Source organism: Brevundimonas sp. (assembly GCF_044239655.1).
Classification (GTDB): domain Bacteria; phylum Pseudomonadota; class Alphaproteobacteria; order Caulobacterales; family Caulobacteraceae; genus Brevundimonas.
This window is the reverse complement of the sequence record NZ_JBIIAY010000051.1, coordinates 1-21,344: the sequence shown is the minus strand read 5'-3', so window position 1 is coordinate 21,344 and position 21,344 is coordinate 1. Positions and strand designations below refer to the sequence as shown.

Below are 21,344 nucleotides of genomic sequence, written 5' to 3'. Positions count from 1 at the left end.
TCGGCGATCTCGCGGATCGGCAGGGCCGCTTCTGCGGCGGTCATCGTCGCCACGGTCTGGAGCGAGCCGCCGGCGATCGTGCTCGTCGGTGGCCTCAGATTGGGCCCGGCAGCGCGGAGCCGGACCTCCAGAGCGTCGAAAAGGGCAATCTCGGCTCTCGCCTCGCGCCGAACTTCGATCAAGGGCCTGGCGATGCCGTTGATGATGACAGCGAGCGCGAGAAGGACGGCGAGGCCGCAGAGCAGCAGGCGCTCGCGCGGCTGGCGCTCGCTCCACCAGGACCGGCCTCGCACGATCCAGACATCGACACCGCGACCGGCGTTCACGAAGGCCAGGGTCATGCTGACGCTCCGGCGGAAATCACGATCCGGTCGCGAGCCTTGCCGCCCTCGACGGTCGCCCCGCTGGACACCGGGCTGAGTCCGGCACCGGCCAGCGCACTGTGCGCCTGTTGCAGGGCCGCCGGATCGGCAGCTTCCAGCGCCAGGGTCAGGCCGGCTTCGCCCGCATAACCCACCGAGGTCAGGGTCACCGAAGGCCCCAGAGGCTGCAACGCCCGTGCGGCCCGGCCCAGCAGAGGGGTCAGACCCGACGGAGCCACGGGCGGGCGTGGCAACATCGCGTCAGCCGTCACCGCCAGGTCGCCGCCGGGCGGCCCTCCGGCCTGGGTCACCAGGGTGGCCACCGACGCGCGCTTCTCGTCCGCCGACCGCATCAGGCCCAGGGTGTCGATGGTCAGCAGGCCCGCGTGCGCGACCAGACCCAGAACCACGACGAGTGCCGCCTGACGCAACCAGGACCGGTTGGCCGAAACTGCCGCGTAGGGCCCTTGGCGCAGGTTCAAAGGCACGGGCCCGGCCATGACGGGCCAGATCGTCAGTCCGTCGTCCAGCGGGTCGTGGGCAATCCCGGCCGGCAGGGGTTCGCCATAGGAAGACAGCGGCGGACGACCCGCCTGGCTCCAGATCGTTTCCAGCGCGCTGACCGGGATCGCAAAGGCCGATCCATCGCCGGTGCGAACGAGCGCGCGAGCGCCCTGCACGGCGATCGACCAGGCGTCGGCGGCCGGGATCGGCAGGGCCAGGGCGTCGGGAACCATGGCTGCTTCGCCGAGGCCGGCCTCGGCGGCGGCGGCGCACCAGGCCGCCATGCGATCATGGCGCGTCACGCCGGCGAGATAACGTCCCGGCGCGACGGCTTCGCCCAGCGCCGTATGCGACATCTCCGGCGACTCCGCGATCCTGTCCTCGATCACGAAGGGCAAGGCAGCGGCCCTCTGGGCCCGGCCGGACATCGGAAGGTCAAGCACAAGCACCCGGACATCTTCGGTCGGGACCAGGATAACGGGCGCACCCGCCCAACTTACATTCACCAGAGCCAGACCTTCATGGCTAAACTGCCAGACGCCCTTGATAGACCGGCTATTGTGAAGGTTTTTTGGCCCATCTGGACTTTTCAGGTCAGGCATCATAGCCCCCGAGGCTGGGTAGATGGTGGTCATGATGTTACGAACGCCAAAGCGTCGGCGAGACAATTCCTGGACGGTCCATAGCCGAGAATCTGCGTCGAGGTCAGGCTTTACTCTGATCGAGATGATCGTGGTGCTGGCGATCATCGCCGTGGTCGCGCTCATGATCCTGCCCAATATCATCGGTCGTCCGGATCAGGCGCGGGTGACCGTGGCCAAGACCGATCTGCGCGCCATCTCGGCGGCCCTGAAGGTCTATCGTCTGGACAACGGCGACTATCCGACGACCGGACAGGGACTGGCCGCCCTGGTCGATCGACCGACCACGCCGCCATTGGCTGGTAACTGGTCCGAAGAGGGCTATCTGCCCGAGGTTCCGGTCGATCCCTGGGGGGCGGCCTACGTCTACAAAAGCCCGGGCACCGGCCGGCCGTTCGATCTGATAAGCCTGGGCAAGGACGGCAAGGCCGGCGGCGAAGGCCTGGCCGCGGACCTCATGGCGGATCGCTGAAGCATGGGACTGCCCGCGTCAGCACGGATCCACGACCCACGCGCCGGCATGACGCTGGTCGAGGTGCTCGTGACCCTGGCGATCGTGGGCGTGCTGACGACGATGGTGGTCCTCGGGATGGGGCTGACGCGCAGCGGCTCCGACGCGCGAACCGAAGCGAACCTGCTGGCTGCACGGCTGGGTGTGGCCGTGGACGAAGCCCTGGTGACCCGGCGGCCGGTCTCCCTGTCCTGGGACGCCGAGGGCTATGGGCTGATGACGATGGATGATGCCGGGCGCTGGACGGCGACAGGCGAAGGGCGACACCGCCTCCCCCGTGGGCTGACCCTGGGCGGCAACGCCCCGAACATGGTGATCGTGGACGGCGATGGAGGCGGAAACGCCATCGCCCTGTCCGTTGGTGACGAGCGGGGCGGCTGGACCGTCGATTTCGACGGTCTGACGGCGACGACGCGAGCAGGGTCCACATGACCTCGCTACCCGCGCGCCATCGCGACGGCTTTACCCTGATGGAGGCCCTGGTCGCGCTCGCCATCCTTGCGATCGCTGGGGCTGGCCTGGTCGGGGCGACCGAGGCCCATATCGATCAGGTGCGGGGGCTTCAAAACAGGGTCGTCGCCCAGTGGGTCGCCGAGAACCGGATGGCGGAGCTGAGCCTGCGCGGTGGAACACCGACCGACGGTACCGACCGCGTCGACATGATGGGCCGGCCATGGCGGGTCGAGGTCGCGGTCAAGCCCAGCGATGATCCGGACCTCTCGATGGTCAGCATCAGCGTAACCCCTGTCGGGACCCGTGGCGCGGCGGCGAAGCTGACGGGATTCATCGATCGTCAGGGCGGACCGGCATGATCCGTCGCATCGTCATTTTCGACCGGCTGTTCGACGCCCGACATGGGCCAATAGCGCTGAAGGTTCTGATCCTGCTGGTCGTGATCTCGGTCGCCGCAGCGGCCGCGGGCGTGTTCTGGCGGCTGTCGGGCCTGGACGACGGGCGTGACAGGATCGCGGTCGCGCCCCCGCCGTCATCGTCCGCGACGTCCACCGACCTGCCCTCCATCCTCGCCTGGTCACCGTTCGGCGGAGCGGCGGCCACGACCCAGGCGGCCGGCGGTGGCCTGATCCTCAAGGCGATCTTCCTCGCGGTTCCGGCCGAGGCGTCGAGTGCGGTAATCGCCGTCGGCGAGGCCCCGGCCGTCTCCGTCAGCCCTGGGCAGACCCTGTCGACCGGTGCCGTGGTCCAGTCCATCCACGTCGATCATGTGATCCTGCAAGTCGGTGCCCAGACAGAGCGGCTGGACTTTCCGGCGCCGCCCGCCCTGATCGACGCTGCGGCACCCCCTGCAACGGGCCTGACCATCATCACACCCGCGACCCCCGCCCCGCCGCCTGTGGTCGCCGGCACCGCCGTGAACGCGCTCCAGGGCGCGGGCGTCACTTCGACCGATCAGGGCTACCGGATCGGTGACGCCGTTCCGCCCCCCCTCCTCGCGGCGGGTCTGCAGCCCGGCGACATCATCACCCGCGTCAACAACCAGACCGTCGCCGGCAACGCCGACCCCCAGGCGATCCTGAACCAGGCCGTCCAGTCGGGCGGGGCACGTGTCGACGTCATCAGAAGCGGAAGGACCATCACCCTGTCCTTCCCGCTGCGTTAGGAGACCTGCGATCAAACCGCTGCACCCTGCCCGCACGGCCCCCCTTCGTAAGGTCCTGATGCTCTCGCTGAGCGCAAGCCTGCTGCTGGCCACGCCCGGTCTGACCCAGACGCCTGCCCCCGACGTCTCGGGCGGGGTCGTGGTCAATATTCGCGGCACCGACATCAAGGATGTCGCTGAGCAGATTTCGCGCATCACCGGCCGGACCCTGATCCTGGATCCCAGCGTGGCGGGGGTCGTCAACGTCACCTCCGCCGAGCCGTTGAGCGTCAACGGCGTCTGGGACCTGTTCCTTTCGGTCCTGCGAGTACAGGGATACGGCGCAGTCCGCAGCGGCAACGCCTGGCGGATCGTCCCCCAGGCGGCCCTGATCCAGAACGGCTCGACCGACCTGCGCCGGGCCCGGACCCAGGATATCGTCACCCGCCTGATCCGCCTGCGCAACCTGGCCCCTGATCAGGCCGTCCGCGTGCTGCGGCCCCTGGTCGCCTCCTTCGGCAGCCTGGAATCGGTCAACTCGCCGCCCGCCATCATCGTCACCGACTATGCAGAGAACGTCCGCCGGATCGAACAGCTGGCACAGGCCCTGGACAGCGGCAGCGGCCAGGCGTTCGAGAGCATCAGTCTTCGCTACGCCAGCGCGACCGACGTCGGTCAGTCGATTACCAGCCTTCTGGCCCCCGTCGGCGAGGGCGCGGGCATCCGGGTCGCGGTGGACGAGCGCAGCAACATCGTTCTCGTGCGCGGGGATACCAACAGCATCCGCGAGGCCCGGAAGGTCGCCGAGGCGCTCGACATCCCCGGAGGATCGGCCCCAATCACCCGCGTCGTCCGGCTGAGCCACGGCGACGCGGAAACGGTCACCGACGTCATGCGCGGCCTGCTCGGCGCACCGCAGGAGGCGACCAATCCCGTCGCACGCGCGCTCGGCTCGACGTCGCAACAAGCCCAGCTCAGCGCCGTCGCCCAGATGGCGGCGCGCGCCCAGGGTGGTGCCGCCGTGGTGCCCGGTCAGGCCGGTCAGGCCTCCGCTCCCGTCGTCGTGGCTGCGCCTCAGGTCACCGGAGTGGGCGGTATCCGACTGACAGACATCACCATCCAGCCCGCGCCCGAGCTGAACGCCATCGCCCTGCGCGGCTCACCCGCCGCCGTCGCCGAGATGGAGGCCCTGATCGGTGAACTCGACATCCGTCGGCCCCAGGTCACGATCGAGGCCGCCATCGTAGAAATCACCGGCGAGCAGGCCGAACAGCTGGGCGTGCAGCTCGGTTTCGGCGGCGCGGCCATCGACTCCCCATCGTCGGGCGGGACGTCCTTCTCCTCGACCGGCGTATCCTTGCGGCAGGTTCTGCTGGCGCTGGGCGTCACGGCCGCCTCGGCCCTGGCACCCGAGGGCGCGTCGGCCGTCATCAGGGGCGGCAGCGACTTCAGCCTGCTGGTCCAGGCGCTCGGGACCTCGGCCCGCGCCAACCTTTTGTCGACCCCCAGCATCACCACCCTGGACAATGAACCGGCCGAGATCGTCGTCGGCCAGAACGTCCCGTTCCGCACCGGCAGCTTCGCCACCGACGGCAACACCATCAACCCCTTCACGACCATCGAGCGCCAGGACGTCGGCATCACGCTCAAGGTCATCCCGCGTATCCACGACGGCGACGTGATCCGGCTCGAGGTGGCTCAGGAAGTCTCGTCGCTGGTCAACTCGACCCTGGCCGGGGCGGCGGACCTGATAACCAATCGCCGCAGCATCGAGACTACCATCCTGGCCGACAACGGTCAGACCATAGTTCTGGGCGGATTGATCAGCGACGACCGGCTGTCGGCCGACAGCCAGGTGCCGATCCTGGGCGACATCCCGATCCTGGGTCGAGCGTTCCGCACCACGCGCGAGAGCACCTCACGCCGCACCCTGTTCATCTTCCTGCGACCGACCATCCTGCGTGATCCGGCCGATGCGGCGGCGGCGGCCCGAGCACAGTTCGACCGGCTGCGTACCGAAGAGACCGTCCCGACGCGCGGCTGGAGCCTGTTGGCCTATCCGCCCGGCCCGCGACTGCCGGCCGAGATCGATGGCGTCTACTGACCGTTGAGCCCGGCCGGGATTTGCACGGCCTCGGCGGCGGTACGGCGGGCCAGGACGGCCTGAAGCAGACGCGCGCCGTCGGGCCGGGGGCGTGACCAGGGCACGATCACGAGGGGGGCATGATGCTCCGGATCGGTGGCGGCACCCCCCTCCGGCGATATCTCGGACAGGAGCCCAACCCGCAGGGTCACCATCCGCCGCGCGGTCCGCGACAGGGCCGCATAGGTCCGATCATCGAGCGGGTCGGCGCAGGCCGCGACCAGGGACCAGTCATCCATTTCCACGATACGCAGCGGATGGTTCTTGATGAAGCCGTCAAGGACCACGTCCCCTGAAGCCAGGGTCGGCGCCGTGGCGGGATCCCAGCGCGACAGGCCCGTGATGGCGCAATAGGCATCCGCCAGGTTCGCTTCCGTCACCGCGCCGACATCGCAAAGCGCCTGCTCGACGGGTCGGGCGAGGCGCGCGGCCCGGTCACAGGCAGATGCCAGCAGGGGCAGCGGCACGCTGTGCTGGCTCAGCAGCCAGTCCACCACGGCGCCGCGCTGGGTGGAATTGGTCGCGGCAGCAGGACGCCTGGAGGTATGAGCGAATCGGCGGCGCAGACCCATGATCAGGGGTCGGCCAAAGCGAATTGCGAGCCCCGCAACGACCGAGGCGACCAGTATCAAGGCCGCATACAGCCACCACGCCTTCCCCTTGGGCTCGGAGATGACTGCCGGGCCGTCGGCTGAGGCAGATTGCTGGGCGATCGTCACCTTCGGGGTGGGCAGCGGTGCGCCGACGATGATTGGCTGGGGTGTCTCGACCATCGCCACGGAGACATCCGCCAGACGATAACCCTCTCCTTCCCGAATCAGGGCGATGCCGTGGTTGGACAGTTCGGCGGCGAAGGCGATCTCGAGGTCTTCGACCGTCATCGGCTCGGCGATCGACAGGGTGATGTCGGCGTCCACGCCCTCATCGATACGCATCGTCGAACCCAGCGATTTGACGAGGACGGCGTCAGCGGCCTCCGGCAGCGGCGTCTGGGCCAGGCTGATCAGATAGAAGGACCGGACGTCAGGACCGGCCGCAGCTATTGCCCCGCTGGCCGGGCCGAAGAGGAGCACCGCGCCGATGCAGAGGGCCAGGACACACGAAGCGCCCTCGGCCAGAAGCCGGCGACCGCGCGTCGGCCATTCGATCATGTCCGCACCGACGGCGGCTGACTTGCAGGGCGGAAAGCCAGCATGGGCTCTCCATCGGGCAGGACGGTCAGATTGTCCAGAAGAGCCCCGATCAGAGGCCGAGCGCCGCCTTGATCGCGGCCCAGCCCACCAGTTTGAAGTTCTGGCGTTCGCCCGTCGACCCGGGGATTTCGTCAACATCGTCCTGCACCACGATCAGGCCCTGGGCGTAATCGCCGATCGGGCCAGCGATCGCGGCGATACCGTCTGTCCCGGTCACGGCGTCGATGCCGCCGCCGACCACGACCGAGAACCGGCCGCGATAGGTTGTGGGGCCATCGACGCGCCAGATCGAGAAGGCGGAATCGCCCTGGCTCGATGCCATCAGCCAGGTCGCGCCGTTCTCCTTCAGCAGGGCCAGGCCCTCGACATCGGGGGCCAAAACTTCGCTCGGTGCCCGGGCGATGGACTCGCGTCGGGAGCCACGCGACGGGTCGAGCGAATAGCGCCAGACCCCCCGCGCCTCTTCGCCGATGTAGACGACGCCGGCTTCCTCATCGATGACGCAGCCTTCCGTCTGGCTGCCGACGTCATAGCGTTTCTCGACCGTGCCGACCGGTTTGCCGTCGGGGCCGACGGACACGGCAACCTGGCGGACCTGGCCGTCCGTCCCGTTGATGATCACGATGAACCGATCGCCGCGCTTGCCGACACACAGGCCGTAGGGCTCGGCCAGATCGACGGGGATCAGTCCCCATTGGCGGGTCTGAAGCGTCGCGGGGTCCATGATGAACAGGACGATGCCGAACCGGTCGAGGCTGCGGTCGCTGGTCGCGACCAGGACTTGCGGCCGTCCATCGATCATGAAGCCTTCGCGCAGGTCGACATTGTTCGGCTGTCCGCCGGCCATGGCCTGCAACACCGATCCGTCGAGGCGATAGGCGTAGAGGCCGGCCTTCTTGTCGGTGCCGAAGATCACGGACCGGCTCGGGTCCGCCCGGTCGACCCAGATGGCCGGATCGTCGGCGGCGTCGGCGTTGGCCGTGCCGACTGCGACGGTTTCGGCGGCGGCGAGAACCGGAGTGCCGACGCCGACCGTCATCCCGGCCGAATCCGACGCGCCGGTTTCTTCGCCGGTCGGGGCAGTCGTGGCGCAGGAGGCGAGCATGAGGGCACTCACGCCGACAGCGGCCAGCCCCAAGGTTTTCAAGCGATTCATGGCTCGTCCCAATCTCATCCGTTCGTCACGAAAGGCCGACCGGCCTCCGCGACGCCGCCATAGGGACGGTTGATGTCAGAGCCTTGTCAGTTTCACGACACCATCTTTGCGGTCCCTACCGGTTCGGAGGAACCCGTCCTTTGTCGAACCCGGACCAGACGTCGTCGTAGTCGAGCTGCATCGTCAGGGTCTGCATGGCGAAATCGGTCGGGCGGATCACCCAGCGGCTCTCGAACATGAAGGCCAGGGTATCGGTGATCTTGTGCGGCTTCAGCTCGGCCTGGATGGCACCGCCATAACTGGCCTGATCCGGGCCGTGACCGCTCATCTGATTGTGCAGCGAGGCCCCGCCGGGCGCGAAACCGCCAGCCTTGGCGTCATAGACTCCGGTGACCAGCCCCATGAACTCACTCATGACGTTGCGATGAAACCAGGGTGGGCGGAAGGTGTGTTCGGCGACCATCCAGCGCGGCGGAAAGATCACGAAGTCGCAGTTGGCCGTGCCGGGAATCTCTGACGGGCTGGTCAGGACAGTGAAGATCGAGGGGTCGGGGTGGTCGAAGCTGACCGTGTTGATCGTGTTGAACCGCCGCAGGTCGTAGCGGCAGGGCGCGACGTTGCCGTGCCAGGCGACGACGTCGAACGGCGAATGATCGAGAGTCGTCGCCCACAGCCCGCCCTGGAATTTCTGGATCAGTTCGCAGGGTTCGTCGATATCCTCGAAGGCGGCGACCGGCGTCTCGAAATCGCGCGGGTTGGCCAAGCCATTGGAGCCGATGGGGCCGAGGTCGGGCAGGCGGAACAGGGCCCCGTAGTTCTCGCAGACATAGCCGCGAGACGGACCCTCGACGGCGACGCGGAACCGGACGCCACGGGGAATCAGGGCCATCTCTTGCGGCTCCACCGCCATGATCCCGAACTCGGTCGTGATCGTCAGGCGACCCGACTGGGGGACGATCAGCATCTCGCCGTCGGCGTTGAAGAAGGCCCGGCCCTGCATGGACCGGTCGCAGGCGTACAGGTGGATACCGATGCCGGCCCCCGTCGCCACGTCGCCGTTGCCGCCGTAGGTGACCAGCCCCTCGACGAAGTCCTGGGACGTCTCCGGCATCGGCAGCGGGTCCCAGCGCAGGCGGTTGGGGTCGGCCGGTCGGTCGAAGGGGGCGGATTTCAACAGCGATGCGCCGGCCCACGGCCTGAAGGCGGCATGGTTGGCGGCGGGCCGCAGGCGGTAGAGCCAGCTGCGCCGGTTCTCGACGCGTGGGGCGGTGAAGGCGGTACCCGACAACTGCTCGGCATACAGCCCGAACGGCGTGCGCTGGGGCGAGTTCTGGCCGACCGGCAGTGCGCCTTCGACCGCCTCGGTGGCGAAGTGGTTGCCGAAACCGGTCAGGTATCGAAGGGGGGCGTCCTCGCTCACGGCGTCTCCTTTTCGAGATCATTTCCAGACGCCGGGTTCGCCCCCGGTCGCGAGCGAGTCAAGGCATCCGGCCGAACAACCGTCTGAAAGGAGGATTGAAACCTTTTCAGGTCAGGATCGATCCGTGGTGCGCCACAGCCGGAGCCTGTCGATGAAGCCGATCCTGATTTCCACCCTCGCCGCCGCAATGTTTGTGGCCGCCCTGCCCGTCTCGGCACAGAACGCGGGCCAGATCGCGCGGGTGCGGGGCGGGGCCAGTTGTTCGGGCTGCAACCTGTTCCAGGGCGACTTCTCCGGGCTGGAGGCGAACGGCCTGAACCTGTCGGGATCGCGGCTGCGCCAGTCGGACCTGAGCCTCAGCGTGATGAACCGCACCAGGTTTTCCGGTGCCGACATGAGGGATGTCGAGGCTTACGGCGCGGTGTTCTCTTCGTCGAACTTCTCGCGGGCCGATCTGACCAACGCCAGCTTCGTCGGGACCTATCTGGAGGGGGCCAATTTCGCAGGCGCGACCCTGGTCGGGACCAACTTCTCCGGTGCCGAGATGGCGCGGGCCACGGGTTTGACGCAAGGACAGCTGAACCGGGCCTGCGGCGACGAGGCGACCACCCTGCCCGGTGCCCTGCACATTCCCGCCTGCTGAAGACCTCCATTCTTACCGCGATTTAAGTAGGGTTTCCGGTCATGCGGAGGCATTGAAGGGCCGTGAAACAGATCGCTCGCCCTCTCCATCGCCTCCTCGCCACGGCCCTCGGCGCGTCCGCCGTCCTGGCCGGGACGTCTGCGCTCGCCGAGGTCCGGCTGAGCGTTCAGGACCGCGACGTGGCCCGGACCATCTCGCTGGGCGGGTCGTGCAACCGGTGTGAGTTGTCGGGGCGGAACCTGTCGGGGGCCACCTTCAACGGCGCGACCTTCATTTCTGCGACCCTGGTGGGCTCGAACCTGCGCGGGGCCGAGATGGTCGGCTCCAACTTCTCATCCAGCGACTTTACCCACGCCGACATGCGCGGCGTCGAGATCAATGGGGCCAACTTCACCGCCTCGGTGTTCGTCGATGCCTCCCTGTCCGGTGCCTCGTCGGCGGGAGCGGTGTTCTCGCGCGCCAACCTCAGCCGCGCCAACCTGTCGGGCGCCGAGTTGATGGGCGTCAACATGAACGCTGCGGCGTTGACCGACGCCAACCTGAGCGGCGCCGAACTGATGGGCGCGACCCTGGCCAACGTCAGCGCGCGCAACGCCTCCTTCATCGGAGCCGAGATGCAGGCGTCCAACATGGGCGGCGGCGATTTCTCCAGCGCGAACTTCCAGGACGCCGAGATGGACAATGCCCGGTTCACCGGCGCCGTCTTCGGCCGCGCCAACTTCGCCGGAGCGTCGCTGCGCCGCGTCGATATCCGGGGCGTGGATCTGTCGCGCGCCCGTGGCCTGACGCAGAGCCAGGTGTCGGAAGCCTGTGGCGACGACAATACCCGCCTGCCCGGCACGCTGCGCGCCACCCCGTGCCGGAACCGGATGATGGTCGTCCGGCCGGCCGTGCCGAGACCGCCCGCACCGCCGGCTCCGCCCTCGATCGTGCGGCACTACGCGGCGGCTGACTGAATCAATCGGCGGCCGAGCCGGGGTTCACGCACGGCGCAAGGCCTGCGGTGTTGCTTTTGTCACCGTGCCAGATCCTTGGGTGACATAGGGTGATATTGGCCTGTCCACGCGCATGAAAGCCATGCGCCGAACCGCCGCGCGTGACGGACCTGTCGGCCGTTCGTCTCATCGCCTTGTCAAAGACCCGGCGACGAGATGGGAACGGATGCAGCAATACGCAAGGGATGAATAGGTCTTTTTTCCTACATTCCCGCTATCGCCGACCTCGCAGGCCTATTTCAGCGGCAGGGCCGTGCGGATGTGGACGTCCTTGAGCTGACGTTCGCCGGCCTCGGTCGGGGCGTTCATCAGAAGGTCCTCGCCCTGCTGGTTCAGCGGGAAGGCGATGACCTCGCGGATCGCGACCTGGTTGGCCAGCAGCATGACGATGCGGTCGATGCCGGGGGCCAGACCACCGTGCGGCGGCGCGCCATAGCGGAAGGCGTTCAGCATGCCGCCGAACTGATCCTCGACGACCGAGGCGTCATAGCCGGCGATCTCGAAGGCCTTGAGCATGATCTCGGCCTTGTGGTTCCGGATCGCGCCCGAGCACAGCTCATAGCCGTTGCAGACGATGTCATACTGATAGGCCAAAATATCCAGCGGATCCTTGGTCGTCAGGGCTTCCAGCTCGCCCTGGGGCATCGAGAAGGGGTTGTGGCTGAAGTCGACCTTCTTCTCCTCGTCCGACCACTCGAACATGGGGAAGTCGACGATCCAGCAGAACTCGAACCGACCCTCGTCGATCAACTTCAGCTCCGTGCCCAGGCGCGTGCGGGCCGAACCGGCGAACTTGTAGAAGACGCCCGGATCACCGGCGACGAAGAAGGCCGCGTCGCCCTTGCCGAGGCCGAGGCCGGTCATCAGGGTATCGGTGGCTTCGGCACCCAGGTTCTTGGCGATCGGGCCGCCCCAGGCGTTGTTGTCGTCCGACCAGAAGATGTAGCCCAGGCCCGGCTGGCCCTCGCCCTGGGCCCAGGAATTCATCCGGTCGCAGAAGGCGCGCGATCCGCCGCCGGGTGCCGGGATCGCCCAGACGGCGTTCTTCGCATCCGCGCCGAGGATCTTCGCGAACAGGCCGAAGCCGCCGTCGCGGAATTGTTCCGAGACGTCCGCCATCTTGATCGGGTTGCGGGTGTCGGGCTTGTCGGTGCCGTACCAGGCGATGGAGTCGCGGTAGGGGATTCGCGGGAAGGGATAGGGGGTCACCGACTTGCCGTCGGCGAACTCCTCGAACACGCCGTGCATGACAGGCTCGATCGCGGCAAAAACATCCTCTTGCGTGACGAAGCTCATCTCGACGTCGAGCTGATAGAACTCCAGCGACCGGTCGGCGCGCAGGTCCTCGTCACGGAAGCAGGGCGCGATCTGGAAATAGCGATCGAAGCCCGAGACCATCAGCAGCTGCTTGAACTGCTGGGGGGCCTGGGGCAGCGCATAGAATTTGCCGGGATGCATGCGCGACGGCACCAGGAAGTCGCGCGCGCCTTCAGGGCTCGACGCCGTCAGGATCGGGGTCTGGTATTCCAGGAAGCCCTGGTTGACCATCCGCTGGCGGATCGACGAGATCACGCGCGAACGCAGCACGATGTTCTTGTGCAGGGTCTCGCGGCGCAGGTCGAGATAGCGGTGCTTGAGGCGCAGTTCCTCGGGGTATTCCGGCTCGCCGAACACCGGCAGCGGCAGTTCGGCGGCTTCCGACAAGACCTCGACGCCGGTGACCTTCAGCTCGATCTCGCCGGTCGGCAGGGTGGCGTTGATGACCGAGGCGTCGCGGGCCACGACCTCGCCGTCCACCCGGATCACGCTCTCGGCCCGCAGCCGCTCGACGGCCTCGAACCCGGGCGTCTCGGGGTGGAGCACCAGCTGGGTCAGGCCGTAGTGGTCGCGCAGATCGATGAACAGCAGGCCGCCGTGGTCACGCTTTCTATGGACCCAGCCGGACAGGCGGACATTGGCCCCCGCCTCCGCGAGTCGGAGGGCGCCGCAGGTGTGGGAGCGATAGGCGTGCATGAGGGATTTCGTCTGTATCAGGCCGCGAAACGGCGGGAATTGGAAGGCGCGGAAGGGCGCATCATCGCCCCCGAAAGTCAAGGTCGGACGGGTCCGCGCCGCCTCCCCTGTCCCACATCGCATTGTGAACCTTCGGCCGAATCCACATATCAGCGGGACCGAAGCCCACGAGGAAGCGCATGTTCGTCGTCACCCTGACCTATACCGCCCCGGCCGAACGCGTGGACGCGGTGCGTGGCGAGCATCGAGACTGGCTGGATCAGCATGTCGCCAGCGGTCTGTTGCTGGTCGCCGGGCCTCAGGTTCCGCGCACCGGTGGGGTCTTCATCGTCAGCAGCAAGCTGGACCGCGAGTCCTTGACGGCCGTGCTTGAGGACGACCCTTTCAAGATCCACGGGGTAGCGGATTATGCGATCGTCGAGTTCGAGGCGACCAAGATCAATCCGGCGCTGGCGGACCTCGTCTGAAGGCGATCCACAGGGCCAGGCGCTTGTCCACCTCACCGTCATCGCCGTTAACCGACATCCGGCCGATCGCGGCTAGGGTGGCGGCATGCTCGCGCGTCGCACCATGACCGATCAGCTTCGCCTCCCGCTGCAAAGTGACGGGGTCGATCCGGCGTTCGTCCGGTCGGCCTGCAATGCGGAAGCCGCCGCCATCCTGGACCGCTGGCCCGACGATGCGGGGCGGGTCATGGCCCTGTGCGGACCCGCCGGTTGCGGCAAGAGCCATCTGGCCCGGCTGTGGGCCGAACGTGTCGGTGCCCTGGCCCTCGTCGGAGGCGAGGCGGCGACGGCCGATCCGATCGAGCTGGAAGGCCGGCCCGTGCTGCTGGACATCGCCCAGGACGCCGACGACGAGACCCTGTTCCACCTGATCAACCTGGCCCAGGCGGATGGCGGGGCGCTGTTGCTGGTCTCACGCCCCTCCCCGCGCCGCTGGGACGTCAGCGTGCCCGATCTCAGGTCCCGGCTCGATGCCCTGAGGGTCGTCACGATGGAGGCCCCCGACGATGCGGTGCTGTCCGCCATCCTGCGGGCCCGGTTTGCCGAGCGAAGCATCACCCCGGCCGAGGACGTGATCGACTATCTGGTCCGTCGCATCGACCGCTCGGCACAGGCGGCGGCGGACATCGTGGCGCGGCTCGACGCCGAGCACCGGCCCGTGACCCGGGTGCTGGCGCGTCAGGTGATCGAGGCCAATCCCGACAGCGGCGACCTGTTCGAGTGACTTTGGCGGTTGCAGCCGTAACAAACTGACCCCAGAACGCTCGTCATGTCCGACGCCGCCATCTCAGACACGACGACCGGGACCGAGGTCCCCGATTCCCGCGCGCCGCAGCTGGCGCTCGACGAAGCCCTGATGACCTCGCCCGAGCGGTTCTTCAACCGCGAGATCAGCTGGCTGAAGTTCAACACCCGCGTGCTGGAAGAGGCCGCCAACCCCGTCCATCCGCTGCTGGAACGGCTGAGGTTCCTGTCCATCTCGGCCAACAATCTGGACGAGTTCTTCATGACCCGGGTCGCCGGTCTGAAGGGCCAGGTCCGCGAGCGGGTGCGGGTGCTCTCTGCCGACGGCCTGACCCCGGCCGAACAGCTGGAACGGATCAACGTCCAGGCCGGCGAGCTGATGGCCGAGCAGCAGCTGCGCTGGGGCCAGTTGCGCAAGGAGCTGACGGAGGCCGGGATCGAGGTCATCCATTCGGCCAGGATCACCCGGACCGAGAAGGACCGGCTGGAGCCCGAGTTCCTCAACCAGCTGTTCGCCGTGCTGACGCCGCTGGCCATCGACCCGGCCCACCCGTTTCCGTTCCTGCCCAACCTTGGTTTCTCGCTGGTGCTCAAGCTGAAGCGACGGGCGGACAGCCGGACCCTCTATGCCCTGGTGCCCGTGCCGACCCAGGTGCGCAGGTTCTGGGAGCTGCCGACCGACGGCCGGTCCAAGCCGGGTCGGCGGCGGTTCGTGGCGCTCGAGACCCTGCTCCTGCTGTTCATCGACCACCTGTTCCCCGGCTGCGACGTTCTGGAAAAGGGCCTGATCCGCCTGATCCGCGACAGCGACATCGAGATCGAGGAAGAGGCCGAGGATCTGGTGCTGGAATACGAGGAGGCGCTGAAGCAGCGCCGCCTGGGCGAGGTCGTGCGGATCAAGATCGAGGCCTCGACGCCCGACGACCTGCGCGATTTCATCGTTGGCGAACTGGAGGCGGCGCCTCAGGACGTGGTCATGGTCAACGGGATGCTGGGCCTGGCCCAGCTGTCCGAGCTGATCCCGAACGGCCATCCTGAACTGAAATTCCCCGGCTACGAGCCGCGCTATCCCGAACGCGTCCGCGACCAGGGCGGAGACGTCTTCGCCTCGGTGCGCGAGAAGGACATCCTGATCCACCACCCGTTCGAAAGCTTCGACGTGGTGGTGCAGTTCCTGCGACAGGCGGCGCGCGATCCCAACGTTATCGCCATCAAACAGACCCTCTATCGCACCTCCAAGGACAGCCCCATCGTCGCCGCCCTGATCGAGGCGGCCGAAAACGGGAAAAACGTCGTCGCCCTGGTCGAGATCAAGGCCCGGTTCGACGAGGAAGCCAACCTGCGCTGGGCCCGGGCGATGGAGCGGGCCGGGGTCCACGTCGTCTTCGGCTTCGTCGAATACAAGACCCACGCCAAGCTCAGCATCGTGGTCCGGCGCGAGGGCGAGGCGCTCAAGACCTACTGCCACTTCGGCACCGGCAACTATCACCCGGTGACGGCCAAGGTTTACACCGACCTCAGCCTGTTCAGCTCGGACCCGGTGCTGGCACGCGATGCGGGGCGGGTGTTCAACTACATCACCGGCTATGCCGAGCCCGACGACCTGGAAGCCCTGGTCGTCTCGCCGCTGAACATGAAGTCGACGCTGATCGAGCTTATCGGTCAGGAGATGGCGGCGGCGGCGAAGGGCAAGCCTGCGGCGATCTGGGTCAAGCTGAACGCCCTGGTCGATCCCGAGATCATCGACGCCCTGTACCGCGCCAGTCAGTGGGGCGTTCGGATCGAACTGGTGGTGCGCGGCATCTGCTGCTTGAGACCGGGGGTGCCCGGCCTGTCGGAGAACATCCGGGTCAAGTCGATCGTCGGGCGTTTCCTGGAGCACAGCCGGATCATCTGTTTCGCCAACGGCCGCGACCTGCCGCACGACAAGGCCAAGGTGTTCATCTCGTCGGCCGACTGGATGGAGCGCAATCTGAACCGGCGGGTCGAACTGATGACCCCGATCCGGAACGCCACGGTCCATGACCAGATTCTGGACCAGATCATGGTCGCCAATCTGAAGGACGATATGCAGAGCTGGTCGCTGAACGCCGCCGGCGACTATGTCCGGGTGACCGCAGACCCCGACCGGCCCTTCTCGGCGCACCAGTATTTCATGACCAATCCCAGCCTGTCGGGGCGCGGCCGCAAGGTGAAAAACAAGCCGCAGGCGCTTCGCTACGTTCGGCAGGGCCGATGAACGTGATCTATGCGCCGCCCCGCGAGGCGGCCGTGATCGACATCGGGTCGAACTCGGTGCGGATGGTGCTGTACCGACTGGAAGGCCGGGCCATCTGGACCGTGTTCAACGAGAAGGTCCTGGCGGGTCTGGGCCGCGACCTGCCTGCGAAGGGTCGACTGTCACCTGCGGGTGTCGCCATGGCCCTGACGACGCTGCGCCGGTTCGCGGCGGTGCTGGAGGGGGTCAAGCCGGCCTATACCTTCGTCGCGGCGACCGCGGCGGTGCGCGAGGCCATCGACGGCCCCGACTTCTGCGGCCAGGTCGCAGCCCAGACCGGGCTGCAGGTCCGCGTCCTGTCGGGCGAGGAGGAGGCGCACTATTCGGCGCTGGGCGTGATCGCCGGGGACCCGTCGGCGGCGGGCGTCGTCGCCGACATGGGCGGTTCCAGCCTGGAGCTGATCCGGATCGGCGAAGGGGCGCTGAAGGCCGGGGTCACCCTTCCGCTCGGCCCCTTCAGCCTGGCGGACGCCGAAGGGTTCGACGTCGATCGGCTGAGGACCCGGGTCGGTCTCATCCTGAAGCCCGTGGCAAAGCCGTTCGCGGCCGATCATCTGCATGCCGTCGGTGGCGGCTGGCGCTCGCTGGCCCAGTTGCACATGGCGATCAGCGACTATCCCCTCAAGATCGTCCACCAGTACGCCATGACGGCGGACGATGCCCGCGACGTCGCGCGGCTGGTGGCGCAGCAGTCGCGGGCCTCGCTGGACCGGCTGCCGGGCGTGTCGCGAAAACGGGCTGAGACCCTGCCCTATGCCGCCCTGGTGCTGGAGGGGCTGATCGATCGGCTGGGACTGAAGACGATCCATTTCTCGGCCTGGGGCCTGCGCGAAGGTCTGTTGTTCGAGGCGCTGGACCGGGACGAGGCCGCGGAGGACCCGCTGATCGCCGGGTGTGAGGCCCTGGGGGCCCGTCAGGGGATTTCGCCCCACCTGCCCGCCGCGCTCAACGGCTGGCTGACCAACCTGATCGCCGCCCTGCCGCCGGCGTTCGGCGCGCAACGCGACGGGGTTCTGGCCGCCGCCGCCTGTCGCCTGGCCGATCTGGGGGCACGGCTGCATCCCGATCACCGGCTGGAGCTGGCCTTCGACCAGTTGCTGAGAGCGCCCATTCCGGGCCAGACCCATGCCGAGCGGGTCTTCCTGGCCTGTGTGCTGAACGCCCGGTACGGGGGCGGAGCTGCGACGCCCAGCCCCGCCGTCACCGACCGGCTGCTGGGCGAGGACGCACGGCTGAGGGCGCGAGCCCTGGGGCTGGCGATCCGGCTGGGGTGCGATCTGTCGGGGCGCTCGCCGCAGTTGCTGGCCAATGCGGCGCTGACGGTCTCCGGTTCAACGCTGAAGCTGACCGCTTCGGACGGATACGCCGCCGTCCTGCTGGGTGAACAGACCCGGCGTCGGGCCAAGGCCTTGGCCGAGGCCATGAAGCTGAAGCTGGAAATCTGACGGGCGACGGTCCACGGTTGCGCCTTGATGGAGGGTGCGGACATGGCGGTCACCGGTATCGGCGGGTTCTTTTTCCGGTCGCAGGATCCCAAGGCTCTGGCGGCCTGGTATCTGACGCACCTCGGGGTCGGGGCACCGGAGGGGATGTTCCTGTGGGACCAGCAGGCGGGGCCGACGGTCTTCTCGCCGTTCAAGGCCGACACCGACTATTTCGCGGCGGACAAGTCATGGATGCTGAACCTGCGGGTCGATGACCTGGATGGAATGCTGGCCACGCTGCGGGCCGCCGGGATCGAGATCATCACCAAGCCCGAGTGGGACGCCTCGCCCGAGATCGGCCGGTTTGCTCGCATCCACGACCCCGAGGGCAATGCGATCGAGCTGTGGCAGCCGCCGGCGCCCTGAAGCCTATTCGATCTCGACGACCTCGACGCGGGCGCCGTTGAGGACCAGGGCGATTTCGCCGCGTTTCAGCTTCAGCGCATCCTCGCCGAACAGCTGGCGGCGCCAGCCCTTCATGGCGTCGACGTCGGCCTCGTCGGACAGGGCGATCTTTTCCAGGTCGGCGACATTGGCGATCAGCTTGGAGGCGACGCCGGCGTTGTCGCTCTTGGCCTTGAGCAACACCTTCAGCAGTTCGACGACCGAGGGCGGGGCCGGCTGGTTGTGGCTGGGCCGGTCCATCTTGGGCGCGTGGGCGTCCGGATCGGCCATGACCCGCTTCAGTTCCTCGATCAGTTCGAGACCCAGGCGTGAGCCACCGAAACCCTTGGGCACCGAGCGCAGGCGGTTGAAGGCCTCGACGTCGAGCGGGGCCTGGGTGGCGATCTCGTCGATGGCCTCGTCTTTCAGGATGCGACCGCGCGGCTGATCGCGATCCTGGGCCGCCTGTTCACGCCAGACGGCGGTGGCCTTGAAGGCGGCCAGGTATTTCGCGTTGAACTTCTTGGGCTTCAGCCGCTTCCAGGCCTTGTCCGGCGTCGTGTCGTAGAGTTCGGGATCGACCAGATCCTCCATCTCGGACATGACCCAGTCCAGCCGATTCTCCTTGATCAACCGGTCGCGCAGCTTGGGATAGAGGGCCGCCAGATGGGTCACGTCACCGATGGCATAGGTCAGCTGGGCGTCCGACAGGGGGCGGCGCGACCAGTCGGTGAAGCGGCTGCCCTTGTCCAGGTCGATGCGCAGCATCTGGCGGACCAGCGAATCATAGCTGACCTGATCGCCGAAGCCGGCGGCCATGGCGGCGACCTGGCTGTCGAACATCGGCTTGGGCATGGCTCCCAGCTTGACGAAAATCTCGGTGTCCTGGCGCGCGGCGTGGAAGACCTTGATGACGGCCGGATCGCGCAGGATGTCGAGGAAGGGCCCCAGATCCAGGCCCTCGGCCAGGGGATCGATGATCGCCTCATGCGTCGGCGTCGCAGCCTGGATCAGGCACAGCTTGGGCCAGTAGGTGGTCTCGCGCATGAATTCGGTATCGACCGCGATGAACGGTGCGGTCGATACGGCCTCACAGAAGGCAACCAGAGCGTCATTGGTGGTGATCGGCGTCATTCGGATGCTATAGCCCCGCGCACAGGCGTTGTGGCAAGAGCCACGACATATTTCCGCACTGATTCAGGCCTCGCGAACCCATGAGCGATACACCAAAGCCGCTGGACAACGGCCTGACCTATGCCGACGCGGGCGTCGACATCGACGCGGGCGAGATGCTGGTCGAGGCGATCAAACCCTTGGCCAAGTCCACGCGGCGGCCGGGCGCCGAGGCGTCGCTGGGCGGATTCGGGGCCCTGTTCGACCTCAAGGCCGCCGGATTCGTCGATCCGTTGATCGTCGCCACGACCGACGGCGTCGGCACCAAGCTGAAGATCGCGATCGAGACCGGGCGTCATGACGGCGTCGGGGTCGACCTGGTGGCCATGTGCGTCAACGACCTGCTGGCGCAGGGTGCCGAGCCCCTGCTGTTCCTCGACTACTATGCGACCGGCAGGCTGGAGATCGACGCGGCGCGTCGGGTCGTCGCCGGGATCGCCGAGGGTTGCCGTCAGGCGGGCTGTGCCCTGGTGGGCGGCGAGACGGCCGAGATGCCGGGCATGTATTCGGGCGGCGACTACGATCTGGCCGGCTTCTCGCTGGGCGCCGTCGAGCGGGGCCACGCCCTGCCCTATCTGGATCGCCAGTTCGCCGGCGACGTCATCATCGGCCTGGCGTCCTCCGGGCCGCACTCCAACGGCTATTCCCTGATCCGCAAGGTGGTCGAGAAGTCGGGTCTGTCGTGGGGCGATGACGCGCCGTTCGCCAAGGACCGGTCGCTGGCCCAGGCCCTGATGGAGCCGACGCGCATCTATGTGAAGCCGGTGCTGCCGCTGATGAAGGCCGGTCTGATCAAGGGCGCCGCCCATATCACCGGCGGCGGCCTGATCGAAAACCCGCCGCGCTGCATCGCCGAGGGCCTGACCCCGTCGTTCGACTGGGACGCCTGGCCGATGCCGCATGTGTTCCAGTGGCTGGGCGAGGTCGGCGGAATATCGGATCACGAGCTGCGCCGGACGTTCAACTGTGGCGTGGGTTTCATCCTGATCGTGGCTCCGGAGAACGTCGAGGCGGTACTGGAAGGCCTGCTGGAAGCCGGCGAGGCGGCATTTGTCTGTGGGCAGCTGGTCTGACGCCTGGTTGGTGGTTGGTGGTTGGTGGTTAGTGGTTAGTGGGTGTCGCATCTTCGACGCTGCGTGACTGCCGGGCGACAGAGCCCGCTGCCGGACCCGGCAACCACTAATCACCAATCACCAATCACTCTCCACGCACGCCTCTTCGCCCTCACGCGATCTCTCGCTGAAGTCATGGGAAGGGCCGGCGGAGCGTCCGGGCTCTCACCCGGAAGAAGATAGAAAATACCGTTTCGGCGAAAGACAGACGCTCCGCGTATGTGGTTTTCGCAGGAGCTGTACGGCTCGGTCTCCCGAACCAGCGGGGGTATTCGCCCCTTGCCGCTACCGCGCCCCCGACGGGAAGGTCGCGCCCTTGCGACACGAGCCCCTGGACGATCCGACTCTCTGCGCCAGACCCTTTGACGGTCCGGGCCGACGAAGCTCCCGAAAGAACTGCGCCGGCATCCCCGGTCCGATCCCGCTCCACACACCCCCGCCGCAACAAGATCGCAAGGCCTTGCGCCCTTCCCCGCGACGGGACA

The 21,344-nt window shown here is 67.4% G+C and carries 20 protein-coding genes; 13 read left to right on the top strand and 7 right to left on the bottom strand.

Annotated features, from left to right (window positions below):
* Both gspM and gspL read right to left on the bottom strand, forming a co-directional pair.
* On the bottom strand, nt 1-341 hold a 341-nt coding region (gene gspM / locus ACILQR_RS08760), incomplete at its 3' end, for a type II secretion system protein GspM (protein WP_395651063.1).
* Nucleotides 338-1,468: a type II secretion system protein GspL gene (gspL, locus tag ACILQR_RS08755; protein ID WP_395651062.1), complete on the bottom strand. Its 1,131-nt coding sequence runs from the start codon at nt 1,466-1,468 to the stop codon at nt 338-340. The genes gspL and gspM, both read right to left, overlap by 4 nt.
* A gap of 22 nt (nt 1,469-1,490) precedes the next feature.
* On the opposite strand from gspL, the gene gspG reads away from it, so the two are divergent.
* The 5 genes from gspG to gspD are packed head-to-tail and all read left to right on the top strand — an operon-like array spanning nt 1,491 to nt 5,719.
* Entirely contained in the window at nt 1,491-1,979 is a 489-nt protein-coding gene (gspG, locus tag ACILQR_RS08750) for a type II secretion system major pseudopilin GspG (RefSeq protein WP_395651061.1), read from the top strand.
* A gap of 3 nt (nt 1,980-1,982) precedes the next feature.
* The gene (locus ACILQR_RS08745; RefSeq protein WP_395651060.1) at nt 1,983-2,450 is read left to right on the top strand and encodes a Tfp pilus assembly protein FimT/FimU; all 468 of its coding nucleotides are present in this window, start codon (nt 1,983-1,985) and stop codon (nt 2,448-2,450) included.
* Entirely contained in the window at nt 2,447-2,830 is a 384-nt protein-coding gene (gene gspI / locus ACILQR_RS08740) for a type II secretion system minor pseudopilin GspI (protein ID WP_395651059.1), read from the top strand. The genes ACILQR_RS08745 and gspI overlap by 4 nt, the downstream gene beginning before the upstream one ends.
* Complete coding sequence (locus ACILQR_RS08735; protein ID WP_395651058.1) at nt 2,827-3,636, top strand: type II secretion system protein N; 810 nt, start codon at nt 2,827-2,829, stop codon at nt 3,634-3,636. Before gspI ends, ACILQR_RS08735 begins: the two co-directional genes overlap by 4 nt.
* 58 nt (nt 3,637-3,694) lie before the next feature.
* Entirely contained in the window at nt 3,695-5,719 is a 2,025-nt protein-coding gene (gene gspD / locus ACILQR_RS08730; protein ID WP_395651057.1) for a type II secretion system secretin GspD, read from the top strand.
* Here gspD and ACILQR_RS08725 read toward each other — a convergent pair.
* The 3 genes from ACILQR_RS08725 to hmgA all read right to left on the bottom strand — a co-directional run bounded on the left by ACILQR_RS08725 (nt 5,713) and on the right by hmgA (nt 9,527).
* A complete protein-coding gene (locus tag ACILQR_RS08725) occupies nt 5,713-6,909 on the bottom strand; it encodes a hypothetical protein (RefSeq protein ID WP_395651056.1) in 1,197 nt (398 codons plus the stop codon). The two genes, gspD and ACILQR_RS08725, sit on opposite strands and share 7 nt — an antisense overlap.
* A 91-nt stretch (nt 6,910-7,000) precedes the next feature.
* Nucleotides 7,001-8,107, bottom strand: coding sequence for a phytase (locus ACILQR_RS08720; protein WP_395651055.1), 1,107 nt, complete (start codon nt 8,105-8,107; stop codon nt 7,001-7,003).
* A 115-nt stretch (nt 8,108-8,222) separates the two neighbouring features.
* The gene (hmgA, locus tag ACILQR_RS08715; RefSeq protein ID WP_395651054.1) at nt 8,223-9,527 is read right to left on the bottom strand and encodes a homogentisate 1,2-dioxygenase; all 1,305 of its coding nucleotides are present in this window, start codon (nt 9,525-9,527) and stop codon (nt 8,223-8,225) included.
* Nucleotides 9,528-9,678: 151 nt separating this feature from the next.
* Between hmgA and ACILQR_RS08710 the strand changes: the two genes are divergently transcribed.
* Together ACILQR_RS08710 and ACILQR_RS08705 are read left to right on the top strand one after the other, a co-directional pair.
* On the top strand, nt 9,679-10,170 hold the full coding sequence (locus tag ACILQR_RS08710; RefSeq protein ID WP_395651064.1) for a pentapeptide repeat-containing protein: 492 nt from the start codon (nt 9,679-9,681) through the stop codon (nt 10,168-10,170).
* 62 nt (nt 10,171-10,232) lie between these two features.
* On the top strand, nt 10,233-11,126 hold the full coding sequence (locus ACILQR_RS08705) for a pentapeptide repeat-containing protein (RefSeq protein ID WP_395651053.1): 894 nt from the start codon (nt 10,233-10,235) through the stop codon (nt 11,124-11,126).
* Nucleotides 11,127-11,399: 273 nt separating this feature from the next.
* Here the strand turns inward: ACILQR_RS08705 and aspS are convergent, their stop codons facing one another.
* The gene (gene aspS / locus ACILQR_RS08700) at nt 11,400-13,178 is read right to left on the bottom strand and encodes an aspartate--tRNA ligase (RefSeq protein ID WP_395651052.1); all 1,779 of its coding nucleotides are present in this window, start codon (nt 13,176-13,178) and stop codon (nt 11,400-11,402) included.
* Nucleotides 13,179-13,357: 179 nt separating this feature from the next.
* Here aspS and ACILQR_RS08695 point away from each other — a divergent pair, with 179 nt between their 5' ends.
* The 5 genes from ACILQR_RS08695 to ACILQR_RS08675 all read left to right on the top strand — a co-directional run bounded on the left by ACILQR_RS08695 (nt 13,358) and on the right by ACILQR_RS08675 (nt 18,556).
* Nucleotides 13,358-13,645 (top strand): YciI family protein, encoded by a 288-nt coding sequence (locus tag ACILQR_RS08695; RefSeq protein WP_395651051.1) that lies wholly within the window; start codon nt 13,358-13,360, stop codon nt 13,643-13,645.
* Nucleotides 13,646-13,730: 85 nt separating this feature from the next.
* Nucleotides 13,731-14,408: a chromosomal replication initiator DnaA gene (locus tag ACILQR_RS08690; RefSeq protein ID WP_395651050.1), complete on the top strand. Its 678-nt coding sequence runs from the start codon at nt 13,731-13,733 to the stop codon at nt 14,406-14,408.
* Between the two features lie 45 nt (nt 14,409-14,453).
* Nucleotides 14,454-16,667 carry an RNA degradosome polyphosphate kinase gene (locus tag ACILQR_RS08685; protein WP_271144241.1) on the top strand — a complete coding sequence of 738 codons (2,214 nt, stop codon included), beginning with the start codon at nt 14,454-14,456 and terminating at the stop codon, nt 16,665-16,667.
* The gene (locus ACILQR_RS08680; RefSeq protein ID WP_395651049.1) at nt 16,664-18,151 is read left to right on the top strand and encodes a Ppx/GppA family phosphatase; all 1,488 of its coding nucleotides are present in this window, start codon (nt 16,664-16,666) and stop codon (nt 18,149-18,151) included. Before ACILQR_RS08685 ends, ACILQR_RS08680 begins: the two co-directional genes overlap by 4 nt.
* Nucleotides 18,152-18,193: 42 nt before the next feature.
* Nucleotides 18,194-18,556, top strand: coding sequence for a VOC family protein (locus ACILQR_RS08675; RefSeq protein ID WP_395651048.1), 363 nt, complete (start codon nt 18,194-18,196; stop codon nt 18,554-18,556).
* A 3-nt stretch (nt 18,557-18,559) separates the two neighbouring features.
* Here the strand turns inward: ACILQR_RS08675 and rnd are convergent, their stop codons facing one another.
* Nucleotides 18,560-19,708, bottom strand: a complete 1,149-nt coding sequence (gene rnd, locus ACILQR_RS08670) for a ribonuclease D (RefSeq protein WP_395651047.1) — start codon at nt 19,706-19,708, stop codon at nt 18,560-18,562.
* 80 nt (nt 19,709-19,788) lie between these two features.
* Between rnd and purM the strand changes: the two genes are divergently transcribed.
* A complete protein-coding gene (gene purM / locus ACILQR_RS08665; RefSeq protein ID WP_395651046.1) occupies nt 19,789-20,820 on the top strand; it encodes a phosphoribosylformylglycinamidine cyclo-ligase in 1,032 nt (343 codons plus the stop codon).
* The last annotated feature ends 524 nt before the right edge of the window (nt 20,821-21,344 follow it).